Below are 22,012 nucleotides of genomic sequence, written 5' to 3'. Positions count from 1 at the left end.
TGCTCCTTTCCTTAGGATGTAGGTGACATAATACAATTATCGTTCACTATCAAATAATTCAATTGCCCGTTTTTTCTCTTGATCACCGATATGAGCATAAACCTGCGTCGTCGCAACCGACTCGTGTCCGAGCAATTGTTGAATCGTCAAGACATCGACCCCGCCGGTCGCCAGGCGCGTCGCGAATGTATGCCGTAATTTGTGCGGTGTGATTTGTTTCCGCTCCAAAAACGGCAAAACAGGACGCAGACGGTCGACGTGGCGCTTTAAGATATGTTGGACCGCCCGGGGACTGAGCGCTTTGCCTTGTTTCTGAAAAATCGGTTCTGCTCCCCGCATCGTCAGACTGTAATGCGCGGCGTATTTCCGTAAGGCGACCCGGACCGGTTTCGCGAGCGGAATGACCCGTTCCTTGTTACCTTTCCCAATGACCCGAATCGTCCCTTCGTGGAAATCGACGGCACTCCACGTCAATTGTGTCATTTCACTGAGCCGCATCCCGCTGTACCCAAGCAACTGGAACAAGGTGACGTCCCGAACGCGATCCCGCTCATAATGCGCAGCTTCCCGGGCATTCATCTCGACGTTTGATGGCAACAGCTGCATCAGTTCGTCCCATTCGCGTTTCGTTAAGTAAACCGGATCCCGCTTCGCCTGTTTCGGACGATTGATTTTTGCGACAGGATTTTCCGACAGGACACCGATATCGATCAAATGCCGGAACAGGGATTGAAGTGCTGACAGTTTCCGATTGATGACGCTCGGGGCATTTTGTTTTGTTAACGCTAAGTATTCCGCATAAGCGGCAATCCCGGACCCGTCAATTTCAAGAAATGCGTCCTGCGTGATATCCCGCGCCTGAATCGCTTCTCCCGACGCTTCCGCGACGAACTGGAAAAATGAATCAAAATCGTAGACATACCGCCGCATCGTCGCTTTCGAGAAATTTTTCGACGCCAAATGGTCGATATAGGACCGGATAAAATCCGGCATCCGGACATACCCCGGAAGATCCATCGTATGGGCGGGAAGGGGTATCGGTTTTACCGTTTTTCCTAGGTTTTTAAACAAACTCATCATTCTATCCCCTCTCTGTTACTACTATACCAAACGTTGGTAGATGGTTCACTAGTTTGCGTGAAATAGTTATTTCACGCAACGTTAAATTGTCAGACAGGGAGCTCTCAGTTGCAGCGAAAATCATCGGGATGGGTAATCATTCAACTCGATGCAAACGAGAAAACACCCCCTTTCAGCATCTAAAATACAATAACACTATTATGTCAACCTAATTCCAGGAACAAATCGAAAGTTCCAAATTCGCTCTCAGTTGCAGTGAACTTCCTTCCGACAGGGAGTTGGTCGTCTCGATTTCGTACAGGACGTTTTGGTCAATTTTTGGTTTCGGACATTGTGAATGTGCCCGTTTCGAGGCTTAATCCAAATCGAATGGGGTATATAGTCTAAGACTATCTTGTATTTAACACGAGGGGGACATAACATGATTTCAGATCAACAAGCTCGTAAGTTATTAAAAGACGCAAAACGTATTGCGGTCGTCGGTGTATCAAGTGATTCAGGGAAAACTGCGAACTGGATTGCTGATTACCTGGTCCAACATGGTTACGAAGTCATTCCGGTCAACCCGACCTTAAATGAATGGAACGGGCAGAAAGTATATCCGAGTGTCGCCAGTATCCCGGGACACATCGATATCGTCGATGTTTTCCGTCGTTCGGAATTTTTGGCGGACACAGCAAAAGATGCCGTCGCACACGGTGACGTCGGCATGATTTGGAATCAGCTCGGGTTATCGAGTGTCGAAGCGGAAAGTTTGGCACTCGGTGCCGGTATTCCGTACATCGAAAACCGTTGTATTAAAATTGAACACCAGTACTTGTGATCGTGATCCGGCAAGACATCTACCCCTTGACAGTAGGTGTCTTTTTTTCTTGTTTTCTAGATTATCCTTGTCAGATAGCAAGAAGATGCCTACAATTAGATACAGACTACTAGAAAAACGAACGAACGTTTGGAATATTCGACGTTTTTCTATTTGAGGTGAAAAACATGGCGACAGATTTAAACAATTATAATGATGATGCCATACAGGTGCTTGAAGGACTCGAAGCAGTCCGGAAGCGCCCGGGTATGTATATCGGCTCGACCGATCATCGCGGACTCCACCATTTGGTGTATGAGATCGTTGATAATGCGATTGATGAGGCACTGGCCGGATTCGGGGAACAGATTGATGTCATCATCCATAAAGATAATGCAATTACCGTCCGCGACCATGGACGTGGTATGCCGACCGGGATGCACGCTTCCGGAAAACCGACTGCAGAAGTCATCTTCACAGTGCTTCATGCCGGCGGTAAATTTGGTCAAGGCGGTTATAAAACATCGGGCGGACTGCACGGTGTCGGGGCATCTGTTGTCAACGCCCTGTCGACGCAGTTAAAAGTTACGATTTACCGCGACGGGAAACAGTTTGAGCAAACGTTCGAAGACGGGGGAATTCCGAAAACGACCTTGCTTGAAACGGGAACGACCCGTCAAAAAGGAACGAGCGTCTATTTCAAACCGGATGGAAAAATCTTCAGCACATTGACATACAATTACGATACGTTAGCAGAACGCCTGCGTGAATCGGCCTTCCTGCTAAAAGGTCTGAAAATCACACTGACCGATGAACGGTCGGACAAAGCGGACACGTTCCAATATGAAGACGGAGTCAGCGAATTCGTCGGCTATTTAAATGACGACAAAGATACGTTACATCCGACAGTCGCCTTTGAAGGAACGGAAAATGAGATCGAAGTCGATATCGCGTTCCAGTTCACGGATGCCTATTCGGAAAACGTCCTGTCGTTCGTCAACAACGTCCGGACACGCGACGGCGGAACACATGAAGTCGGTGCCAAAACGGCGATGACACGGGTCATGAATGAGTATGCCCGCAAAAACACGCTGCTTAAGGAAAAAGATAAAAACCTCGACGGCAACGATATCCGTGAAGGATTGACGATGATCGTGTCGATCCGGATTCCAGAAGAATTTCTGCAATTCGAAGGACAAACGAAATCAAAACTTGGTTCTCCGGAAGCCCGGACGAGCTGTGACGCCGTTATTACACGCCGCTTGTCGACGTATCTCGAGGAAAATCCACAAACGGCGACACTCCTGATCAAAAAAGCGATCCGCGCCGCTCAGGCCCGGGAAGCGGCGCGTAAAGCCCGCGAAGAAGCCCGGAACGGGAAGAAAAAGAAACGTTCGAGCATCCTGAACGGGAAACTGACACCGGCTGCGTCGAAAAACGCCGAGAAAAACGAATTGTTCCTCGTCGAGGGAGATTCCGCCGGCGGTTCAGCGAAACAAGGACGTAACCGGACGTTCCAGGCGATTTTACCGTTACGCGGGAAAGTCCTGAACACGGAAAAAGCCAAACTTGCCGATATCATGAAAAACGAAGAAATCAATATGATCATCCACGCGATCGGCAGCGGCGTCGGAGCAGACTTTGACCTGTCCGACTGTAACTTCGACAAAGTCATCATCATGACAGATGCCGATACCGACGGGGCGCATATCCAAGTCTTATTATTGACGTTCTTCTTCCGCTACATGCGTCCGTTGATTGATGCCGGAAAAGTTTTTGTCGCCTTGCCGCCGCTCTACCGCGTCTCCAAAGGGAAGGGCAAATCAGAGAAGTTCGAGTACGTCTGGGACGAAGAAACCCTTGCTAAAACAACGAAAAAGTTCGGCAAAGGGTATATGATTCAGCGTTACAAAGGACTGGGTGAGATGAATGCCCCACAACTTTGGGAAACGACGATGGATCCCGATACACGGACGTTGATTCGTGTCACGATCGATGATGCAGCTGTCGCTGAAAAACGGGTATCCGTCCTGATGGGCGATAACGTCGGACACCGCCGAAGCTGGATTGAAGACAATGTAGCGTTTGGGCTGACGGAAGACCTCTCGATCATTGAAAATGAACATGTGACGAAAGAGAGTGTGAACTGATATGTCTAACCTGCAAAACATTTTGAACCTGTCCCTTGAGCAAGTCGTCGGGGACCGGTTCGGTCGTTATTCGAAATACATCATCCAGGACCGAGCCTTACCGGATGCCCGGGACGGGTTGAAGCCGGTGCAACGCCGTATCTTGTACGCGATGCATACGGAAGGCAACTTGTTTGACCGCGCCTACCGGAAATCCGCGAAAACGGTCGGCGTCGTCATCGGTAACTACCACCCGCACGGCGATTCATCGGTGTATGAAGCGATGGTCCGTCTGAGTCAGGAGTGGAAACTCCGGTATCCGTTAGTCGACATGCAAGGAAACAACGGCTCGATCGACGGCGACAGTGCGGCAGCGATGCGGTATACGGAAGCTCGTTTATCGAAAGTCTCGAGCTTGATCCTCGAAGGCATCAATAAACAGACTGTCGATTACACGCTGAACTTTGATGATACGACCGAGGAACCGCTTGTATTGCCGTCCCTCTTACCTAATCTCCTGATGAACGGGTCGACCGGGATCTCAGCGGGTTATGCGACGGAAATCCCGCCGCACCATGCCGGTGAAGTGTTGGACGCGGCAATTGGCCGAATCTCGGGAACGGTGCATACCGTCGATGATTTACTGACGCATATGCAAGGTCCTGATTTCCCGACCGGCGGAGTCGTCCAAGGGCTCGATGGCATTAAAAAAGCGTTTGAAACCGGACGCGGAAAAGTCATCATCCGTTCGCGGGCAACGATTGAGACGTTACGCGGTGGACGCCAACAAATCCTGATTACGGAACTCCCGTATGAAGTCAATAAAGCGAACCTCGTCAAACGGATGGAAGAACTCCGCCTGGACCGCAAAGTCGAAGGAGTCGCGGAAGTCCGCGACGAGACGGACCGTGATGGTCTTCGTGTCGTCATTGAGCTGAAAAAAGAAGCGGATGCAGAAGGGGTGCTTCACTTCTACCTGAAGCAGACTGATCTGCAAGTCGCTTATAACTACAACATGGTCGCGATCCACGAGCGGACACCGCGTCAGATGGGCGTTCTCGCGTTACTTGACGCCTATCTCAGCCACGTCAAGGATGTCGTCATCCGCCGGACGTCGTTTGATCTCGAGCAGGCAAAACGCCGCCAAGAGGTCGTTTCGGCCTTGATGACGGCGATTTCGGTCCTCGATGAAACACTCGCGTTGATTCGGTCTGCCTCCAACAAATCGGAAGCGAAAGACAAGCTGATTGAACGGTTCAGTTTCACGGACCGCCAAGCGGAAGCGGTCGTCATGCTTCAATTGTATCGGTTAACGAATACCGATATCGTCGAATTGCAGGACGAAGCGGCGAAACTCGAAAAAGAAATTACCCGTCTCGAGAAGATTCTCAACGACGAAAAAACGCGGAACCGATTGATCATCAAAGAATTAACAATCTTAAAAGAGCAGGTTGCTGATAACCGGCGTTCGACGGTCGAAGCGGAAGTCGAAGAGTTGAAGCTGAAGACAGAAGTCATGATTGCCGTCGAAGAAACGATGGTCTTCGTCTCGAAAAACGGCTATATCAAGCGGTCTTCGATGCGTTCTTTCGGAGCGACCAATGATTTGCCGGAGATGAAGGAACAGGATCGTCTGTTGTATCAAGGACAGGCGATGACGACGGATCACTTAATCGTTTGGACCGTCCAGGGGAACTATCTTTTGATCCCGGTCCATCAGTTACCCGATACGAAATGGAAGGACGGGGGACAACACGTCGCCAATCTCGTGCCGCTTGATTCCGGCGACCGGATTTTATCGGTTGATCTCGTCCGCACGTTTGACGAGACATCGCACTGTCTGTTCGTGACCCGCCAAGGGATGGTCAAACGATCGAAATTGAGCGACTACAATGCCCAGCGGAAGTCAAAACCACTTCAAGGTGTCCGTTTACGGGCTGATGACGAAGTCTTATATGCGAAGGTTTCTACCGGGCAAGAGCAATTGTTCTTAACGACCCAGCACGGATTTGGTCTGTGGTTCACGGAAGACGACGTGCCGGTCGTGGGTGTCCGGGCAGCGGGTGTGAAAGCAATCAACCTGCGTGATCAGGATGTCGTTGCCGGTGCGATCGGCTTTAAACAAGCACCGAACATCGTCCTCTTGACGCAGCGGGGCGCACTGAAGAAAATGCGCCTTGCTGACCAGTTCCAAGTCTCGAACCGTGCCTTACGCGGCACGCAGCTGTTACGCGACTTAAAATCGAAACCGCATCAGGTCGCAGCATTAATTGACGTCACCCAAACAAAAGAACTGATTTTGATCGGAAAAGAGCAGGAAAAGACGATTCAAGTCCAATCGTTGTCCTTCCTCGACCGGTTATCGAACGGTTCGTTTGCCTATGACGAAGAAAAATTTGGTCCGCTTCTCGATTGGTATACCGTTTGATGGTCAGATGCCCCTCAGTTTTGCAGAGGGGTGTCTTTTTTTATGAAATACGGCGTAAAGTCGCTCTTTCCCGTTCGTTTCTAGCTTTCTGACGTCTGTTTTTCCCGCTTTTTCAGACTTTTCTTCGAATTATCGGCAAATCACCCGTTTACAAATTGAAACGACCGGCAATAACCGCTACAATAAAAGAAAATGGTCAGGCAAGATTACCACGAAGTATGTGGAGCGGGCAGTTCGGAGCTTTAGCTTATAGGATTCGTTTCATCAAGCAGCTACGGACATGTTCCTCGGCTGCTTTTGTGCCATCTGCCAACTGGAGAGGTGATGACGATGAAATTCAGAAGACGCGAAAAAGTAGCAATCTATATCACACGGGAGCAACCAGAGGGATGGGAACTACTTGTTTTTCATCCGCAATCCGCTCCAGACAGTGATTGGCAAATTCCTGCCGGCACAATCGAAGATGCTGAAATCGCCAAAGAAGCCGCGGTTCGGGAAACGCTCGAGGAAAGCGGTTTATCGCTCGCGACCGTCCAGTACGTAGGTGAAGAAGAAATGCGTTATCCGGAACGAATGCGGGTGCATTACACGTATTTCTATCATGCTCATATCGAATGTCAGGAAAACAGATGGACGCATTGTGTCGCTGGTGACGGTCAAGATTGCGGTGATTTTTTCCATTTCGCTTGGTTACCGCTTGAACGAATCACGCAACTCGAACGCCGGCATCATATTTTCCTGGATCGTTTGATGAGCCGCTTGGAACGGACACATCATTACGATTGTCGAAAACACGGTTAATCCCGTGTTTTTTTGTTTTGTCTCACTATGTTGAGTTTACCTTAATTATGAGACGTTATTTGTTAACTATTGATAATATATGTTATGTTAACTTAAGAAAAAAAGAACGCAACTGTCTTTGTTTTTTTACGCTTCCCTGTTACTCTAAATACAGTAACACGTCTATTGTTACCCTTTAACCGGTAACAATAGATAAGTAACCGTATATTCGGTAACGAGGAGGATTTGTATGCAAGCTGTCGCAGTTTCATTTGATATTCGAAATTCCCGTGCTTATTCCAGTAAAGAACAATTGTTAACCGATTTACATCGATTGGCTGATCAGCTGAACGATGCCTTTCCCGAAGCACTCGTACCGTTTCAAATCAAGTCCGGTGACAGTCTGCTTGGTGTATTCAACGAATATGCCGTTAGTTATCCGCTCATATTGATGCTGTTGAATCAACCGTTAAACGGCTATATCGGGATCGGATTCGGTCAATATGAGACGTTATCGACGGCTAATGCTGATGAAGCGAACGGGAGTGCCATTATTTTCGCTTTCGAAGCCCAGGAAGCTGCAAAACAGACCGCGAATCAGATTGCTTTTTCAGGACCACCCTATTTGCCGACCGCCCTGCTGAACGGTTATATTGAGATGCTGTACCCTGCTTATTTCGGTAAAACGGACCGGCAAATCGAATTGCACCGGCTGATGGATCAGCATCCGGATGCTACTTATGAAGAAATCGGCTTGAAGATGGGCTTTCAAGAAAAAGATGCCCGGATGAATGTCTCGAAACTCGTTGCCCGCTCCCAACGTAAACAGCGTAAACGCCTGGAACAGGCCTTGATCGATGCCTTAAAACAGTTGCAAGTCTGGGAGGCGATCGGATGACTTTGTTGTTAAGCCTGCTCCTCATCCACCTGCTGGCAGACTTCCCGTTCCAGAGTCAACGGATGGCGAAGTCGAAACAACGCAAGTTGCGGGTATTACTCGAACATCTCGCTATACATAGCATCGGCACAGCCGCCGTCCTCGGACTCTTTTACCAGATGGATGACGTGACTGGTCCGACGGCCTGGATGATCGGTGGCGGAATCATCGTCACACATGCCTTGCTGGACGGTTCGCCCTTAAAACGACTGTTGCCCCCGGCCCTTGCCTTTTGGATCGACCAGCTGCTCCATATCGCCATTCTGACGGGGATTGTCTTCTTTTTCACCCCTGTCGCTTGGCCGGTATCGTTTACGTTACCGGAGCAAATCCTATGGGTCAGCGTCTGGGGTTTGATTGCGACAGAATTGATCGGACGCGGGATTGCCCCGTTGCTTGCCCCCTTCGCACCCCGCTTGATTGAATCGCATTTTGAGCGGAAGGTCACACGAAAAGAACAACTGGACGGTCTGAAGCGGTCCGTCACGCATGAAGTCGAAGATTCTGCCCGCAGTTATACGACGGAAATCAACGGTGTCGGCCGTTACATCGGGCTCGTCGAACGGACCATCATCGTCTGTCTGGTGGCAGTCAATGCAACAGGCGCCATCGGATTCATCATTGCCTTGAAGGCATTAGCCCGCTTTAAACAGTTTGACGACCGCCGCTTTGCGGAATATTATATCATCGGCAGTTTACTGAGCATTCTCGGTGCTTTGCTGTGCGGGATGGCGATCCGCCTTGCCCTGTAACGACAGCAAGACGATAGATTGAGAGATAGAAAGAGAGGTGGACGGTTTCTTGACGCAAGCGACCGTCGTAAAATCATGAAACAGATTGGATTAGTCAGACACCACCGGGTAACGGAAGGTTACCCGACCAAAGGCTGGATCAGCGCAGCCGATATCGAAGCCTGGATTGAGCGTTATGACGTCTCGACGATCGATGTCCAACCGGTTGAACTCGGCAACATCGACTGGACGATCTGTTACGCGAGCAGTATGCCACGGGCCGTCCAAACAGCGGAAAGCGTTTATGGAAAGGACATCATCGTGACGGACTTATTACGTGAAGTGCCGTTCCCGACCATCCGCTCGCGGATTCGTCTTCCGTTCCTCGCCTGGGCGCTGATCGGACGACTTGTCGCTCCATTCAGCAAACGAATTCAAGCAGAGATCAAGGATGCCAACGAGCGGATTACGATCCTATTAAACCAATTGACGTTTGAACAAAAGGAACACGAACGTGTTTTGCTCGTCGGACACGGCGGGATGATGATTTTGATGCGGTCTGCATTAAAAAAGCGGGGATACATCGGTCCCCGCTTCGGTCATCCACGCAACGGCATGTTGTATCTGTTTGAGAGACGGGAGGAGTAAACATGAAATGGGGTTCCGTTGCGTTGCTTGCCCTGTGTCTGATCGTCGTCTTTTACATGACACGCGACGACGAACCGCTACCGGGCGACCGTCCGGATACGGCTTCGGTCATCAATGTCTATGGCTTTGACGTCGGTCAAGGCGACAGCACATTGATTCAGACGAAAAACGATACGGTTCTGATTGACGGTGGGAACAACGGTAAAGGCGACGATATCGTCCGCTATCTCAAAACGCTTGGTATCACCCGCTTGACGGCAGTCATCGCGACGCATCCGGACGCAGATCATATCGGCGGACTGGATACGATTCTTGATGCTCTGCCTGTTGATCAAGTCTATGCCCCACGTGTCAATCACACGACAGAAACCTACCGTGATTTTCTACTCGCAGTAAAAAAACAAGGCGTGACCATTAAAACGGCTAAGTCCGGGGTTGTGATTCCGATTGAGGCGGTTCGTTTAAAGTTACTCGCCCCGCTCCGTGACGGGACAAGTGATTTAAACAGTTGGAGCGCGGTCGTCCAGCTGATTCATCAGGACAATAGCTTTCTCTTCATGGGAGACGCTCCGATTCGGACGGAACAGGATTTGCTCGAATCCGGAATGGATTTAAGGGCTGATGTGTTAAAAATCGGTCATCATGGCGCCGATACGTCCTCCTCAATCCCGTTTTTACAAGCGGTCCACCCGTCACGTGCGTTGATTTCAGCCGGTAAAGGCAATGCTTACGGTCATCCGCGTCCGACCGTCATGAACGCTCTGGCAGCGGAAAGCATCACGGTCGACCGGACAGACCGGATGGGCACCATTCAGTACATGTCAAACGGCCAAACGATTCAAGTCAAAAGCCGGACCGACTTACGTCCCGAGTAAAGGAGAGGATGCACGATGAAGATGACCGTTACCGAATTTGACGGAGATCAGGCGATTTGTGAGACAGAGAACCGTGAAACGATTCAAGTCCCCCGTTTGCGCCTGCCCCATGCCGCAATCATCGGAGATTGGCTCGAATGGCGCGGTCGTTCAATCCGGATTCTCCGGGACGAAACGCAGAACCGCCGCCGGCAAATCGATGACTTAATGGATGAACTGTTTGAAGACTAAACACTGTTCCTTGACCCTGAACCGGTCAAGGTTTTTTTTGTTTCTCTTCTAGTAAAACCAGTAAATCTGAGAAACACACTTAAATCACTGGCGGTTTTATCTGAATTTTCGTAAACTTTAAGAATACGAAACAAAAAGGGGGATTTATCCATGTTCCAACAATTACGAACGAACTTAAAGCAAGCGGTCCTCGGACAAGAACATGTCATAGATCATCTGCTGATCGGTCTGTTGTCGGAAGGTCATGTGCTACTCGAAGACCGGCCGGGTACCGGAAAAACGACACTCGCCAAATCACTGGCCAACACACTCGATGCCAAATTTTCCCGTATCCAATGTACCGCGGATACGTTACCGACCGATCTGCTCGGAATGGAATTGTTTAATCCGTTGACCGGGTCATTCGAACAACGGTTTGGTCCGCTGTTCGCCAACATCGTCCTTGTCGATGAAATTAACCGGACGACGCCGCGGACACAGTCCGCCTTACTCGAAGCGATGGGTGAAGCACAGGTCACGATCGGAGATACCTCTTATACGTTACCGCAACATTTTTTAGTCATCGCGACTCAAAATCCTTTTGACGGTCAAGGGACGTTCCCCCTTCCCCACGCACAACTCGACCGCTTTTTGTTTAAACTGTCGTTTGCACCGCTCGATCGACGGGTCGAAAAAGCGTTGTTGCAAGGGGCTCACTTACAACCGAGTACGTTCCAGCTGCCACTCGAGCAACTGAATACCTGGAAACAGGAAGTACAAGCCGTCACAATCGAAAACGCCGTCGAAGACTACCTGCTCGACGTCTGTGATGCCTTACGGGCGCATCGGGACGTCGAAATCGGTCCAAGTCCCCGAGCTACCCTGGCGCTCCTGCAAGCCGCACGAGCACGGGCCTGGATGCATGACCGGACGTATGTTACTCCGGAAGACATTAAGCAACTGGCCAATCCGCTGCTTGCCCACCGGCTTGTCCTGACACTCGAGGCGACATTGAAGATGACGAACGGTCGCTTGGTCCAACAGATTTTGGAGTCGTTGACTGTTCCGACCGAGGTGTAACATGCAATTGATTACACCGAAGTCCTTTCATCCGATGATTTTATTTTGGATTGCCGTCGCAGCCGGCATCTGTACTCTGTACGGCTCGATTCTGCTTGCGACACTGCTCGTCGCCTACACGTTATATGGTTATCTCTTACCGAAGTATCTCGAGTACCTTGGAGAACGTCTGAGCGTCCGGCTCGTCGAAACGGTCCGGGCTTTCCGGGACGATCGGCTTGTCATCCCGTTTGAAATTCATAATCCGACACGGTTTTCCCTTGGAAAGGTGACAGTCTCCGGTCTTCTCGGGGAACAAGTCCGGATTGAAGACGCCAGCAGTCAGTTTTGGCGGCAACATGTCTATGTACCGCGTCAGGCCGACGTACCGTTTCAAATCGACGTCACGGCAGCCAAACGGGGAACGATTCGCATCCAGTCGTTTGATATCATGATTTCCGATCCATTTCATCTGATGACGTTGTATTTGACGTTACCGATCCAGCAACTCGGTCATGTCTTCCCTGATTTTGCGCCGGCATCGGTCGAATGGAATGAGCGCCAGATTCCGGGCGAGACGATTGACCGGTCGAGTCCGTTCACGGACCGCTCGAGCTTTCATTCGGTCGTCCCTTACGCAGGCGATGCGAAGACGATCTATTGGTCGGCTTATGCGAAAACAGGAGAACTGTTTTCCTATCAATATGACCGGATGCGCAATCATGATTATGCGGTCATCATTGACGGTCTGTCCGCGGACGGTTTAGCTTTACGCGGTGATTTTGAAAAATTACTCTCGCGTGCTGCGACGATTATCCGGGAACTTGAAAAACAAGGGGCATCGTACAGTTTATGGATTTCAATGGTCAACCGGGAGGGTCAGTGGTATCACGTGCCCTCAGGAAAAGGGAAGGAACAATTTCTGCGGACGATGGAATGCCTTGCCCGGATTTCCGAATACGATCTGCCGCTCGAACGCCGTTATTTCACAAAACGTCTTCAACGGACCGTCCCCTCGACGACCGCGGAAATTCATCTTGGACACCGCCACAAGGGGGTGAGCGCATGATTCTCTGGTGGATTCTCGTCATCAGTCTGTTGCACGCACCGCTTATCATTCTGATTTTTCCGTTGCTCGCAGTCATCCCGGCACGTACCGTTCGGATCGGATTACAACTTGCAGCAGCGATCTCGTTTCTGTTCGTCTCTCCGCTGATCAGCATTTTACTGTTACTCGTCATCGCCCTCGGTACATGGCTCGAGACTGTCGATCAGCCGTACAAGTTCGCCATCAGCGCGACGGGACTGACCGGACTATGTCTGTTGTTCCCGGGACTTTCACCGCCGCTCGGTGCCTATCTTCTGCTCGGTCTGTTATGGGGGATCCCATTCTTAAGACAGCATCTCGTCGAATGGCGTCGGATCATCGCGGGTGTCTCCTTGTTTCTCGGGGTCAGCCTCGTTCTCGTCATCTTGATTCGGCTGCTGAAAGAAGCACTGTTTGGTTCTGTCGCGAACCTGACCCGTCCGGCACTGGAAGCGTTCGGCTCTCTCTTTACCTGGACGTTGCCACTTGCGGAACAGATTGATCAAAAGACGCGTTCAAATACGACCGGCTTAGCGAATATTGCTCCGCAAGAAAGTCTAAAGGCGGCCAGCATGAGTTCCGATACGCTGTTTTATTTGAACATGGCAGGGATTATCCTGGCGATTCTTGTCGTCGGTCTCACTTTCTACTTGATTCGAAAACGACAGGTCGTATCAGCGGAAGCCGAACCAGTCGTTCGGACGACAGTGGCGAAGCAACCGGCTCCTATCAAAAAGCACAGCCAGCACCCGCTACTAAAAATCGCCTCGCAACTCGAACAGGCTTTTCCGCGGCGTCACGAGGAAACGACCGTCGAATGGTTAACACGGATCGAGTTTCCGGAAGCCGTAGCCCACGCACGGCTTCTCGACGGGATTGAATTCAGCCGCAGTGAACCGGCGTACGATCTTCAACTGTTCCGAAAGTATGTCCGGGAACAAATCGAACGCTAAATTAAAAGAAGGTGCTCCGATACCGGAACACCTTCTTTTGGTTATTTAGAATCAATTTTAGACGCTTTACGCGCGATGATGACAATAAAGACGATGGCAGCAACCGGAAGCACGAGTGGCATCCAGTCCAGGATATACTGTGTATTCATCGTATCCCCTCCTCCAAGACATGCTGATACTCTACACGTAGCATATTCCAAAAGGCGAGACCATGCAAGCATCATCAGATCCGCGGTAACATCGAGTAGATGACGGAATAATAGATCAAGACACTGGTCGAGATACTATAGATGACTAATATGTAAGGTGTGAATTTCGGCTGAGCATGCCGTTTCAGCACTTTCAGCGAAAACATCGTGATGCCTAATGCGAATAAAGGACTAAAGCCGAAGACTACAAGATCCATGGACATCAGAAGCTCCGTACTGAAAAGGAGATTGAATGCAAAAATTGATAATAAATACCAAGACGTGTAAGACAGGCAGATGAAAAAGAGGTATGACACTCCCGCAATAACACTTCCCATCCGTGGTTTTTCCATATGTTGCATGATGCCCCTCCTGTAACAAAAATAAGATATCCTTAATGGTAATCGGAAAAAACGCTTAAAAATATTCAAATATGAATATACGACAAAAAACGACAAAAAAAGATCTTCTGCCCCATTAGGCAAAAGATCTTGTTCCATCGCTTTAGACACTTTCATTTATCGGTTGACTGGCAGTAATCCCTGTTTGATAGACTTTGGCAAGCTCCAAAACTTTGTTTTTAAAGGCTTCCCGACAAAAGGCCGGTTCAAGAATTTCTGCTTGTTCGGCGAACTGAATCAGCCACATCATGAACCCTTGCGAGAACAAGGCACCGACTTTGACTTCGAACCAGTCTCCATCTAAGCGACGACAACGAATGTCCGTCCCGAACCGATCAACGACGGTCGGCATGACGCTCTCATGAAACTTTAATGTCAACTGTTCCTGTTCCCCACCGTACATATTGAACATGCTGCTCAAATAAGTGGATTCGACCACGACCGGTGTCTGTGCCGGTTCGAAGACACTGCAATTGACGATTCGATCCACCCGGTACGTCCGAATCTCTTCGACGCGTTCATCACGGCCGATCAAATAGTAGTTGCCATTATCCACAATCAAATGAGCCGGGGCAACAAGGTAATAATCACCGTCCCGCCGCAACTCGAACTTTCGTGTTCGTTCATTGAACTTTCCTTGATATTGGAAACTGATGATATCGTGATCAATGATTGCCTTTTGGATGGTATCGATTGAAAATGGGATGACGCCTTTCGGTTTCTTGACGGTATGTATGACCGGTGTCAACGTTTTAGCGAGACGTTTACTCGTCAAGGTATGAATATTGCGAACCAGAATCTCCGTTTCGCTTTCGGAAATGAACTTCGCACTGGCAATCGCATCAACGAGCAAACGCAAATGGTGGTATTCGAACGGACGGCTGACCAGATGATACGGAATCGCGAGACCATTTTTGGTTACTTCCGCATGGATGTCAAAACCCGATTTCTCAAGAGCCGCGATGTCTTCTTTTAATGATTTCCGGGACAGTTTTTCAATCAATCCTCGTTTGGACAGTTTTGTACTTAGTTCTTCTAATGTCAACGTTTCTTCTTCATCGGAATACTGTTCAAAAATTTCACGGACTGCTAACAATCGATCCCGATTGGATAATTTTTCATTTGGCACGGGGCATCCTCATTTCCTATCCCTAAGATGTTTGATTATACTTGCATTATACCTTAAATAGGTATGAAGATTAACAATAATATGGAAATATTTAAGAGATAGGAGAATTTGGATGCAACACATTGCCGATTGGGAGGGTTACCGATTCGATTACCGTGACAGCGGAACGGGTCCCGTCATTTTACTGATTCATGGTACACAATCCGATTATCGGGAAGTCTATCATGTAGAACGACTGATTGAAGCCGGTTATCGTGTCATTGTCCCGTCGCGTCCGGGATATGGAAAAACACCGCTCCATGTCGCATCAACGCCAGTTGAGCTGGCTGCTTTTTATAAAAGGTGGCTGGCTTCACGTCACATCGAACACTATACCGTATACGGGATTTCCGCCGGCGGACCGACAGCCATTGCGTTAGCGAGCAACAATCCGGCGGTCTGTTCACTCGTCCTTGCCTGTGCGATGACACACGAAATCTCGCTTCCTTATCAGGCATGGCTAGTTCAACCGCTCCTTCAACGTCCGTTGCAACTCCTGCAATGGGTACTGTGGCATTACGTCAAAGATAAGTTAATCAAGTTCCCCCAAGAAGCGTCTGTACGGATGGTCGAAATGACCAGTCTGTTACAACGTGACGAGATTCGCGGTCAATTGAATGGTGTCGATCAACAATTGTTGTACCAGGTCGGACTGCAGAACGGACCGGGCCGGGGTGTCTTATTTGATTTGACGCAACAAATCGACCGATCGCTCTTGCAGGCGATTCGCTGTCCGGTATTGATCATTCACTCCAAAGCGGACCGGGCCGTACCATTCGAACATGCCCGCTATGCCGGGCGCGCCATTGCACATGCCCAGTTCATCGAGTCGGCAAGTCCCGGTCACTTGATTTGGATCGGACCATCCGCGCGTCATGACGAACGAATGATTGAACGTTTCATTTCCTTAAATCACTTGTAAGCGAACACGAAGGTTCAGCTTTTCGTTTTCTTCCTCAATGGAAATAATTCCACGTGCCGTCAGTTCCTCAATCGCTAAGCGTGTCCGCTCCAGGTTAAAGCGTGCATAGCGGGCAATCTCCGATATGCCCATCCGGCAAGACAGTTGGTTGGCCTTGATTTTCGAGGAAGGTTTGGCAACGGAACGTTGCAATAAACGCCAAAAGACTTGCCGGGCATCATCGGATAACGCATACGCGTTTTTTTCGATGACAGGCGGCACGTAACGGATGTCTTCCCGAATGCGCCGAATCAGGTAGAGACTCAACCAATCCTCCACATCGGCCTGAATCCTGAAAAACTCAAACCACCATAACTGATCGAGTGCTTCCGCTTCATCCTGACGTAACGCCCAGGACGGCGGAATGTCATCAAACTCTTCATCGAGAAAATCTTCATAGTCCAAAGCTGTTTCATATAAAACCTGGGGTGGGATACGATCGAGCGTCTCCCGTTTTTGGTATAAATCAAAACTCATCCGTCGAAAGTGTTCGACCGAAGCGGCGACTTGACTGAGTTGCATCAACTGTTTGGTGATTAGACGGGCAAGGCCGTCCAGTTCAAGCTGAATGGCATATAAGTGTTTTTCAAGGGCAATTAACGTACTTCGTTCCATCAGACAGTTCCTCCTCTGTTCCTGGCATACTTCTAGTCTTTTTCCGCAAATCGGACATTCAAAACCATCCTCTGTTTCTTATCCAGTGCCTAGTGTCTTCGTCTTCCTGAAGCGGGTTTATCTCCCAAATAAATGGGGAATATTCTGATGCAGTGTCTTGTCTACATCTAAACGATTCAATCGGAGGTGGAACGACGTGTTACAGTCCAAGAAACGAACGGAGCGGAAGTGGCGACAACGCACGACACGGAATCATATCCTGCAATTGGAACACTTGTACAAAGCGCATCCCGCCCGACTGACGACGCAAACAAAGACTGTTTTCCCACAAGTTTTAGAAGATACCATCCGAAGCGGTCGAACGGTGACGGTCCGTTATCTCGAGCGCGGGACGGAAAACACATTGACTGGAACGGTTACCGCTCTTTTTCATGCTCGCGGAATCATTGAAATCAAGACATCAACCGGTTTACGACGTCATATCCCGTACAATGAGGTAATGGATATACGTGAATTGCTACTATAGACGAACAAGGGTGACGGATTCGAATCCGTCACCCTTGTTCGTCTAAGAAACTGACGATGCTGTCAGTTCCTGTTTAGTTGACGTTCCTCATTTTTTATCCAACTTAACGTTTTGGTCGGCTGGTAAGGTCGTCGTTGTTTCTTCCTCTTCGAGTTTCGGAACACCTGCTCCGTATTCTTTCGTCTCGTCTTCGACATAAGAAGCGGCGAATGCCGGATTCAGTAAGTCGGATTTTGAACCGACGATGACAATCCGACCATGGCGGACTTCCTCTTCCAAATCTTCTGCTACATCCTTTGTCATACCGAGTTCCGACAATTGGGCAATGCGGTCTTTTCGGTTACTGCGGACTGTTGACATCAATGTCTCAAAAAATGATTTTTTTGTTACCCGATATGCCAACGTCTGAGTGTCATTGGCAATCCGTTCTGCCAATTCTTCATCCTTCGCAAAGATGTAAATTTGTTTATTCGAATAGCCGCTTGACTTCAAGCTCGTCACTTCTGCGTCGACGGCCGTCATGTTCCGTACGATTCTTGTTTCAATCATCTTGTTTCCTCTCCTTCGTGCGAGCCAATTATCTACTCCCGATATAAAGTTATTCCCGAAACATAATGAATAAAACATGAAACTGAAAAACGGTTTAGACGGCTTTCCGGAGTACCGCAGGAGATTGACGTCTCCTATATATCAAAAAACCGATGAGAAGACATAATCCGGCTTGCGGGACAATCGTTTCATACGTCGGATAGATTCCCATCCAAGGTAACGAGGGCATATATGACATGACATGGATCGGCAAGATGCCCGTAATTTGCAACGCATGCAGGCTGGCACCCAAAATTTTAAAAGCCATAAGATAAATCAAACCGGTTGCTACTAAAAAGAGCCGATTAATTGGCAGGCGAACCCCCAAATAAATGACAGCAAGCGAAAGAATCCCGATCAGCGCAATTGCTAAAACAATCCCTCCGGCTAAAGCGGTCGATGTCATCGCGGGTGCCATCCCGATATAAAACAGCAGGGTCTCGGCCCCTTCCCGGAAAATCGTCAAAAAACTGACGGCAAACAAGGACCGTCCCGCTAGATTCATTGCCAGTTCGGTTTGACGTGAAGCGATCGCCGTTTTCGAGTGTAACCACGAACCGACGAGAAGCATCATCAACACTGCGGCCAGTCCGGTCCACCCTTCAATCTGTTCCCGTCCGACAGCGGCAAGTGCCGTTGAAAAGAACTGTTGGATGATCAGTGCCAGTGCTCCGCTCGCGAGTAATCCAAATAACGCCCCACTCCAAATCATTCGTTCTCCCGTCACCTTAGCTTTTCGGGTAAAGGCGACAAGGGCGCTGATGATCAGCAAGGCTTCCAGACCTTCCCGCAACATGACGAGCATCGCATCCACGAAGGAATAGGTCGTTTTCTGCGCTAACACTTCAAGTGATGTGATGATTGGCGCTAAATCGGATCGGGTGGAATCCACCGTCGTCTGATCTAACCGCGATAACAGGACGGGCACATCCGATTCAATCGTCGTATACAGAGAACTGCTACGGGTCCGGACTTCCCCTTCCCCGCTCGGCCAACGTTCGATAAAGGTCGTCAGCGTTTTCTCCGCTGCCGGTACGTCCTGATCCGCGAGTTGCTGATCCGCCTGTTTAAGTAATGCCGTCAACTCGGCGAGCCCTGTCTGTTTTACTGCCTGGACGGTTTCGCCTTTCAGGAAGGAGCGGATACTTCCATCAAATTGATCGAGTGCCCGATTCAGCTCCGACGAATCAAATGTTTCGCGGGCCAAAGCAATCCGGATCGCGGACAGTCCCATCTCGACCTGGCCATAGTGTCCGATACTCGTCTCCCGGACGACAGTTTCACGGTCCGTCCAAGCTGTCAGCAATTCGGACTGCAACTGCTTACGTTCGGACATGTTGGATGCCGTTCTCAGTTGCTTCGTTAAGGCGAACAATTCCTTCAAACGTTTTTTAGCGGCCGGATCGTCCGTTGGCTGTTTAGTTTCTTCCAGCGCCCGGACAGCCGTCGACAACTCTGTCAACTGTTGTCTGACGGCAGACAAAGAGGTTTGTTTCTGGACTTCCGTCAATCGTTGCTGAATCACCTTCTGCTCAGCCGAAACCGGTAATTTCTCGACCTGTTTCTGCAACTCGGCAAGGGTCATCCGAAGGGTACTCCGGTTTTGGTCGTTGACTGCCGACAGAGCTTGACCGATTGAAACATACAAGGCATCTGTTTTCGAATCGGCATGAACAATCGGCATCCCGATCGTCGTGCAGAGAAGTCCCGTCAAAAATAAGTTAAGCAAAAAGCGCATCACCGATGTAGCCTCCTTTTTGAATTCCGCCGAAACAGGCGAAAACGGCACTGCCACGATGGGTAATGTATTCATTTAAACGGTCGGACGCTGCTAACCGTCGCTGAATGGTGATGAACTGTTCCGGTGAACGTTGATACGATAAAAACAGTAAGCCGGCATCGAGCGCACCGGTCGTTTCGTTAATACCGGCCTGATAGGAATAGGAACGACGTAACAGTTGTTCTTTTCCTGATCCGTGGGCGACCGCTGTGTGCGAGTCACTTGGAAGCTGTGCTTCACCGCGCACCGTCCGTTTGCTTGGCGTCACCGCAGCAAATTCCTCTTTCGATCCAAGCGGGGCTCCGGACGCGCGCTCGCGGCCGAAAGTCCGCTCCTGCTCTTTCAGGATTGTCCGGTCCCATACCTCGAGGTGCATCTGGATTCGGCGGACGACAAGGAAGCTGCCGTTCGTCAACCATGGTGACCCGTCCTGCCACTGGTAAAAGAGATGTTTATTTTGCACAGAAGGCTGTGACACATCCGGATTCCCGGTCCCGTCCTTGAATCCGAACAGATTCCGGGGTGTCCCACCTGCCGCATCCGCCACCTTTGATCGTTGAAAACCGGCTTGCGTCCAGCGAATCTTGACGATGCCGCGACCAATCCGTGTCAAATTCCGTAACGCATGAAACACGACCTGTTGATCATCGGCACAAATCTGGACGACGAGATCTCCTCCTGCCCATTCCGGGTCCAGTTGATCGAGATCAAAGACCGGCAGCTCCCGGAGCAAATCAGGACGTTTATGACCAATTCCGAACCGGTCATCGGCAAATAAACTGTGACCGCAACCGAATGTAAACGTCAGGTGGCTTGCCGACAGTCCTTCCGCCTCTCCCGTATCTTCCGGCGGGACATAGGCACTGTCCGCGTCACCGAGCGGTAATCCGGCTGACAGCCGGGCACACGAACGCGTCCAACGTTTTAACAAATCAACCAATTCATCGCGTCGGGTCGTCTGAACATCAAAAGAGACCACTTGGACATGATTTTGAGGAGGTGTCAGGATACCCGCTTGATACTTGCCGTAAAACGGGACTTGATCCGTCGCCTGTGCCGTCAAGGCTCGGGGTAAAAAACGTTCGAGTCCGCTCGCGTAAAGAGCGGCTCCAAGACCGGTCAGTCCAGCGACTTTCAGGACGTCACGCCGGGTGACCCCCGCTTCTAAAGTAGTTCGTGTCATCAATCAGCCCTCCAGTACGATCCCCATCTTCGAGAGCGGTTCCGCCAGCTCGTTGATGGCTTGACTCAATTGTTTGACGTCCGCCTTGGACAACTCGGTATACAGCACGTAACCGTCTTTTTTCTTTTTCGCTTCCAATAACCCGTTGACATCAGCAAAACGGGCTGCAATCTCTTTCGACAGGGCAGCATCTTGTTTTTGGAGTGCCGGGTTCAACAGCTGATAAATTTTTTCAGCACCTTGAACGTTCGCTGCGAAGTCATACAAATCGGTATGCGAATACCGGTCTTCTTCCCCGGTGACTTTCGACGTCGAGACTTCGTTCAATAAGTCGGTCGCACCGGTAACGAGCAGTTCCGGAGTCACGTCGACCGTCTCGACTTTCGCCCGGAGCAGATGAACATCTTTCATCAATTGGTCGGCATAGTCCTCATATCCTTTTGTGGTTCCTTTTTCAAACAGACCCTGCTCGATCCGGTGGTAACCGCCCCATTCCGACGCTTTGACGTCTCCTTCACGGGCATCGATTTTCGGATCGAGATCTCCGAATACTTCCGCGATCGGTTCCGCCCGCTCATAATGCATCCGTGTTGGTGCGTAAAGTCCCTTCGCCTGTTCCAAGTCTCCTTCTTTGACCGCTGTCGTGAAGGCTTCCGTCTGTTTCGTGAATTGTTCCAGTTCCGCAATCGCATACGTCCGGTAATCGGCAACGACTTGCTCGAATTGATCCGGCTTGATTGCCGCCGGTTTCGTCGTCGCTGGTTGTTCATTGCATGCTGCCAGTAAAGCCGTCATGGATAAGAGAGTGATTGTCAGTGTTTTTGTATGTCGCATGGATGGTTCCCCCTGATGATTAAGTAAGTTCATCAACCAGTATAATCGA

General features: G+C 49.9%; 22 protein-coding genes. 14 read left to right on the top strand and 8 right to left on the bottom strand.

Going from position 1 to position 22,012, the window contains the following annotated elements; genetic code table 11:
• Positions 1-36 precede the first annotated feature (36 nt).
• Complete coding sequence (locus tag MUN34_RS05965; protein WP_233550644.1) at positions 37-1,077, bottom strand: tyrosine-type recombinase/integrase; 1,041 nt, start codon at positions 1,075-1,077, stop codon at positions 37-39.
• A gap of 424 nt (positions 1,078-1,501) precedes the next feature.
• Between MUN34_RS05965 and MUN34_RS05960 the strand changes: the two genes are divergently transcribed.
• The 12 genes from MUN34_RS05960 (at position 1,502) to MUN34_RS05905 (ending at position 13,719) form a co-directional block, all read left to right on the top strand.
• Entirely contained in the window at positions 1,502-1,903 is a 402-nt protein-coding gene (locus MUN34_RS05960) for a CoA-binding protein (protein ID WP_026828265.1), read from the top strand.
• A gap of 167 nt (positions 1,904-2,070) precedes the next feature.
• Positions 2,071-4,032, top strand: a complete 1,962-nt coding sequence (gene parE, locus MUN34_RS05955) for a DNA topoisomerase IV subunit B (RefSeq protein ID WP_026828264.1) — start codon at positions 2,071-2,073, stop codon at positions 4,030-4,032.
• Between the two features lies 1 nt (position 4,033).
• On the top strand, positions 4,034-6,439 hold the full coding sequence (gene parC, locus MUN34_RS05950; RefSeq protein ID WP_247857105.1) for a DNA topoisomerase IV subunit A: 2,406 nt from the start codon (positions 4,034-4,036) through the stop codon (positions 6,437-6,439).
• 330 nt (positions 6,440-6,769) lie between these two features.
• Positions 6,770-7,240, top strand: a complete 471-nt coding sequence (locus MUN34_RS05945; RefSeq protein WP_233494529.1) for an NUDIX domain-containing protein — start codon at positions 6,770-6,772, stop codon at positions 7,238-7,240.
• A gap of 229 nt (positions 7,241-7,469) precedes the next feature.
• Positions 7,470-8,117, top strand: a complete 648-nt coding sequence (locus tag MUN34_RS05940; protein WP_247857104.1) for a SatD family protein — start codon at positions 7,470-7,472, stop codon at positions 8,115-8,117.
• Positions 8,114-8,908: a DUF3307 domain-containing protein gene (locus MUN34_RS05935; RefSeq protein WP_247857103.1), complete on the top strand. Its 795-nt coding sequence runs from the start codon at positions 8,114-8,116 to the stop codon at positions 8,906-8,908. Before MUN34_RS05940 ends, MUN34_RS05935 begins: the two co-directional genes overlap by 4 nt.
• Before the next feature lie 18 nt (positions 8,909-8,926).
• Entirely contained in the window at positions 8,927-9,535 is a 609-nt protein-coding gene (locus MUN34_RS05930; protein WP_247857102.1) for a histidine phosphatase family protein, read from the top strand.
• A gap of 2 nt (positions 9,536-9,537) precedes the next feature.
• Positions 9,538-10,410, top strand: a complete 873-nt coding sequence (locus MUN34_RS05925) for a ComEC/Rec2 family competence protein (protein WP_247857101.1) — start codon at positions 9,538-9,540, stop codon at positions 10,408-10,410.
• Between the two features lie 15 nt (positions 10,411-10,425).
• Positions 10,426-10,641 (top strand): DUF3006 domain-containing protein, encoded by a 216-nt coding sequence (locus MUN34_RS05920; RefSeq protein WP_247857100.1) that lies wholly within the window; start codon positions 10,426-10,428, stop codon positions 10,639-10,641.
• 150 nt (positions 10,642-10,791) lie between these two features.
• Positions 10,792-11,700, top strand: coding sequence for an AAA family ATPase (locus tag MUN34_RS05915; RefSeq protein ID WP_026828257.1), 909 nt, complete (start codon positions 10,792-10,794; stop codon positions 11,698-11,700).
• Between the two features lies 1 nt (position 11,701).
• Entirely contained in the window at positions 11,702-12,748 is a 1,047-nt protein-coding gene (locus MUN34_RS05910) for a DUF58 domain-containing protein (RefSeq protein ID WP_026828256.1), read from the top strand.
• A complete protein-coding gene (locus MUN34_RS05905; protein WP_247857099.1) occupies positions 12,745-13,719 on the top strand; it encodes a hypothetical protein in 975 nt (324 codons plus the stop codon). The genes MUN34_RS05910 and MUN34_RS05905 overlap by 4 nt, the downstream gene beginning before the upstream one ends.
• A gap of 223 nt (positions 13,720-13,942) precedes the next feature.
• On the opposite strand, the gene MUN34_RS05900 is transcribed toward MUN34_RS05905, so the two are convergent.
• Together MUN34_RS05900 and MUN34_RS05895 are read right to left on the bottom strand one after the other, a co-directional pair.
• Positions 13,943-14,125 (bottom strand): hypothetical protein, encoded by a 183-nt coding sequence (locus tag MUN34_RS05900; protein ID WP_247857098.1) that lies wholly within the window; start codon positions 14,123-14,125, stop codon positions 13,943-13,945.
• A 286-nt stretch (positions 14,126-14,411) separates the two neighbouring features.
• Complete coding sequence (locus MUN34_RS05895; RefSeq protein WP_247857097.1) at positions 14,412-15,437, bottom strand: helix-turn-helix transcriptional regulator; 1,026 nt, start codon at positions 15,435-15,437, stop codon at positions 14,412-14,414.
• A gap of 112 nt (positions 15,438-15,549) precedes the next feature.
• Here MUN34_RS05895 and MUN34_RS05890 point away from each other — a divergent pair, with 112 nt between their 5' ends.
• Positions 15,550-16,398 (top strand): alpha/beta fold hydrolase, encoded by an 849-nt coding sequence (locus MUN34_RS05890; protein ID WP_247857096.1) that lies wholly within the window; start codon positions 15,550-15,552, stop codon positions 16,396-16,398.
• Here the strand turns inward: MUN34_RS05890 and MUN34_RS05885 are convergent.
• Positions 16,384-17,052 carry a hypothetical protein gene (locus tag MUN34_RS05885; protein ID WP_114595721.1) on the bottom strand — a complete coding sequence of 223 codons (669 nt, stop codon included), beginning with the start codon at positions 17,050-17,052 and terminating at the stop codon, positions 16,384-16,386. The genes MUN34_RS05890 and MUN34_RS05885 overlap by 15 nt on opposite strands.
• Positions 17,053-17,248: 196 nt before the next feature.
• On the opposite strand from MUN34_RS05885, the gene MUN34_RS05880 reads away from it, so the two are divergent.
• Positions 17,249-17,578, top strand: a complete 330-nt coding sequence (locus MUN34_RS05880) for a YolD-like family protein (protein WP_026828250.1) — start codon at positions 17,249-17,251, stop codon at positions 17,576-17,578.
• An 87-nt stretch (positions 17,579-17,665) separates the two neighbouring features.
• On the opposite strand, the gene MUN34_RS05875 is transcribed toward MUN34_RS05880, so the two are convergent.
• The 4 genes from MUN34_RS05875 to efeO all read right to left on the bottom strand — a co-directional run bounded on the left by MUN34_RS05875 (position 17,666) and on the right by efeO (position 21,963).
• Positions 17,666-18,127: a YflT domain-containing protein gene (locus tag MUN34_RS05875; RefSeq protein ID WP_026828249.1), complete on the bottom strand. Its 462-nt coding sequence runs from the start codon at positions 18,125-18,127 to the stop codon at positions 17,666-17,668.
• Positions 18,128-18,221: 94 nt separating this feature from the next.
• Entirely contained in the window at positions 18,222-19,904 is a 1,683-nt protein-coding gene (locus MUN34_RS05870) for an FTR1 family iron permease (RefSeq protein WP_247857666.1), read from the bottom strand.
• Entirely contained in the window at positions 19,888-21,129 is a 1,242-nt protein-coding gene (gene efeB, locus MUN34_RS05865; RefSeq protein ID WP_247857095.1) for an iron uptake transporter deferrochelatase/peroxidase subunit, read from the bottom strand. Before efeB ends, MUN34_RS05870 begins: the two co-directional genes overlap by 17 nt.
• A 3-nt stretch (positions 21,130-21,132) precedes the next feature.
• Positions 21,133-21,963: an iron uptake system protein EfeO gene (gene efeO, locus MUN34_RS05860; RefSeq protein ID WP_247857094.1), complete on the bottom strand. Its 831-nt coding sequence runs from the start codon at positions 21,961-21,963 to the stop codon at positions 21,133-21,135.
• Positions 21,964-22,012 lie beyond the last annotated feature (49 nt).

Source organism: Exiguobacterium sp. 17-1 (assembly GCF_023096305.1).
Lineage (GTDB): Bacteria > Bacillota > Bacilli > Exiguobacteriales > Exiguobacteriaceae > Exiguobacterium_A > Exiguobacterium_A sibiricum_A.
The sequence above is the reverse complement of the archived record's forward strand: the minus strand, read 5'-3'. Positions and strand labels throughout refer to the sequence as shown.

What these genes read in the sequence shown, in the direction of transcription:
- MUN34_RS05965 (WP_233550644.1), bottom strand. Translation starts at nt 1,077, where the DNA reads ATGAGTTTGTTTAAAAACCTAGGAAAAACGGTAAAACCGATACCCCTT.
- MUN34_RS05905 (WP_247857099.1), top strand. Translation starts at nt 12,745, where the DNA reads ATGATTCTCTGGTGGATTCTCGTCATCAGTCTGTTGCACGCACCGCTT.
- MUN34_RS05875 (WP_026828249.1), bottom strand. Translation starts at nt 18,127, where the DNA reads ATGATTGAAACAAGAATCGTACGGAACATGACGGCCGTCGACGCAGAA.
- MUN34_RS05925 (WP_247857101.1), top strand. Translation starts at nt 9,538, where the DNA reads ATGAAATGGGGTTCCGTTGCGTTGCTTGCCCTGTGTCTGATCGTCGTC.
- MUN34_RS05920 (WP_247857100.1), top strand. Translation starts at nt 10,426, where the DNA reads ATGAAGATGACCGTTACCGAATTTGACGGAGATCAGGCGATTTGTGAG.
- MUN34_RS05900 (WP_247857098.1), bottom strand. Translation starts at nt 14,125, where the DNA reads ATGGATCTTGTAGTCTTCGGCTTTAGTCCTTTATTCGCATTAGGCATC.
- parC (WP_247857105.1), top strand. Translation starts at nt 4,034, where the DNA reads ATGTCTAACCTGCAAAACATTTTGAACCTGTCCCTTGAGCAAGTCGTC.
- MUN34_RS05945 (WP_233494529.1), top strand. Translation starts at nt 6,770, where the DNA reads ATGAAATTCAGAAGACGCGAAAAAGTAGCAATCTATATCACACGGGAG.
- MUN34_RS05960 (WP_026828265.1), top strand. Translation starts at nt 1,502, where the DNA reads ATGATTTCAGATCAACAAGCTCGTAAGTTATTAAAAGACGCAAAACGT.
- MUN34_RS05885 (WP_114595721.1), bottom strand. Translation starts at nt 17,052, where the DNA reads ATGGAACGAAGTACGTTAATTGCCCTTGAAAAACACTTATATGCCATT.
- parE (WP_026828264.1), top strand. Translation starts at nt 2,071, where the DNA reads ATGGCGACAGATTTAAACAATTATAATGATGATGCCATACAGGTGCTT.
- MUN34_RS05940 (WP_247857104.1), top strand. Translation starts at nt 7,470, where the DNA reads ATGCAAGCTGTCGCAGTTTCATTTGATATTCGAAATTCCCGTGCTTAT.
- efeO (WP_247857094.1), bottom strand. Translation starts at nt 21,963, where the DNA reads ATGCGACATACAAAAACACTGACAATCACTCTCTTATCCATGACGGCT.
- MUN34_RS05915 (WP_026828257.1), top strand. Translation starts at nt 10,792, where the DNA reads ATGTTCCAACAATTACGAACGAACTTAAAGCAAGCGGTCCTCGGACAA.
- MUN34_RS05910 (WP_026828256.1), top strand. Translation starts at nt 11,702, where the DNA reads ATGCAATTGATTACACCGAAGTCCTTTCATCCGATGATTTTATTTTGG.
- efeB (WP_247857095.1), bottom strand. Translation starts at nt 21,129, where the DNA reads ATGACACGAACTACTTTAGAAGCGGGGGTCACCCGGCGTGACGTCCTG.
- MUN34_RS05935 (WP_247857103.1), top strand. Translation starts at nt 8,114, where the DNA reads ATGACTTTGTTGTTAAGCCTGCTCCTCATCCACCTGCTGGCAGACTTC.
- MUN34_RS05870 (WP_247857666.1), bottom strand. Translation starts at nt 19,904, where the DNA reads ATGCGCTTTTTGCTTAACTTATTTTTGACGGGACTTCTCTGCACGACG.
- MUN34_RS05890 (WP_247857096.1), top strand. Translation starts at nt 15,550, where the DNA reads ATGCAACACATTGCCGATTGGGAGGGTTACCGATTCGATTACCGTGAC.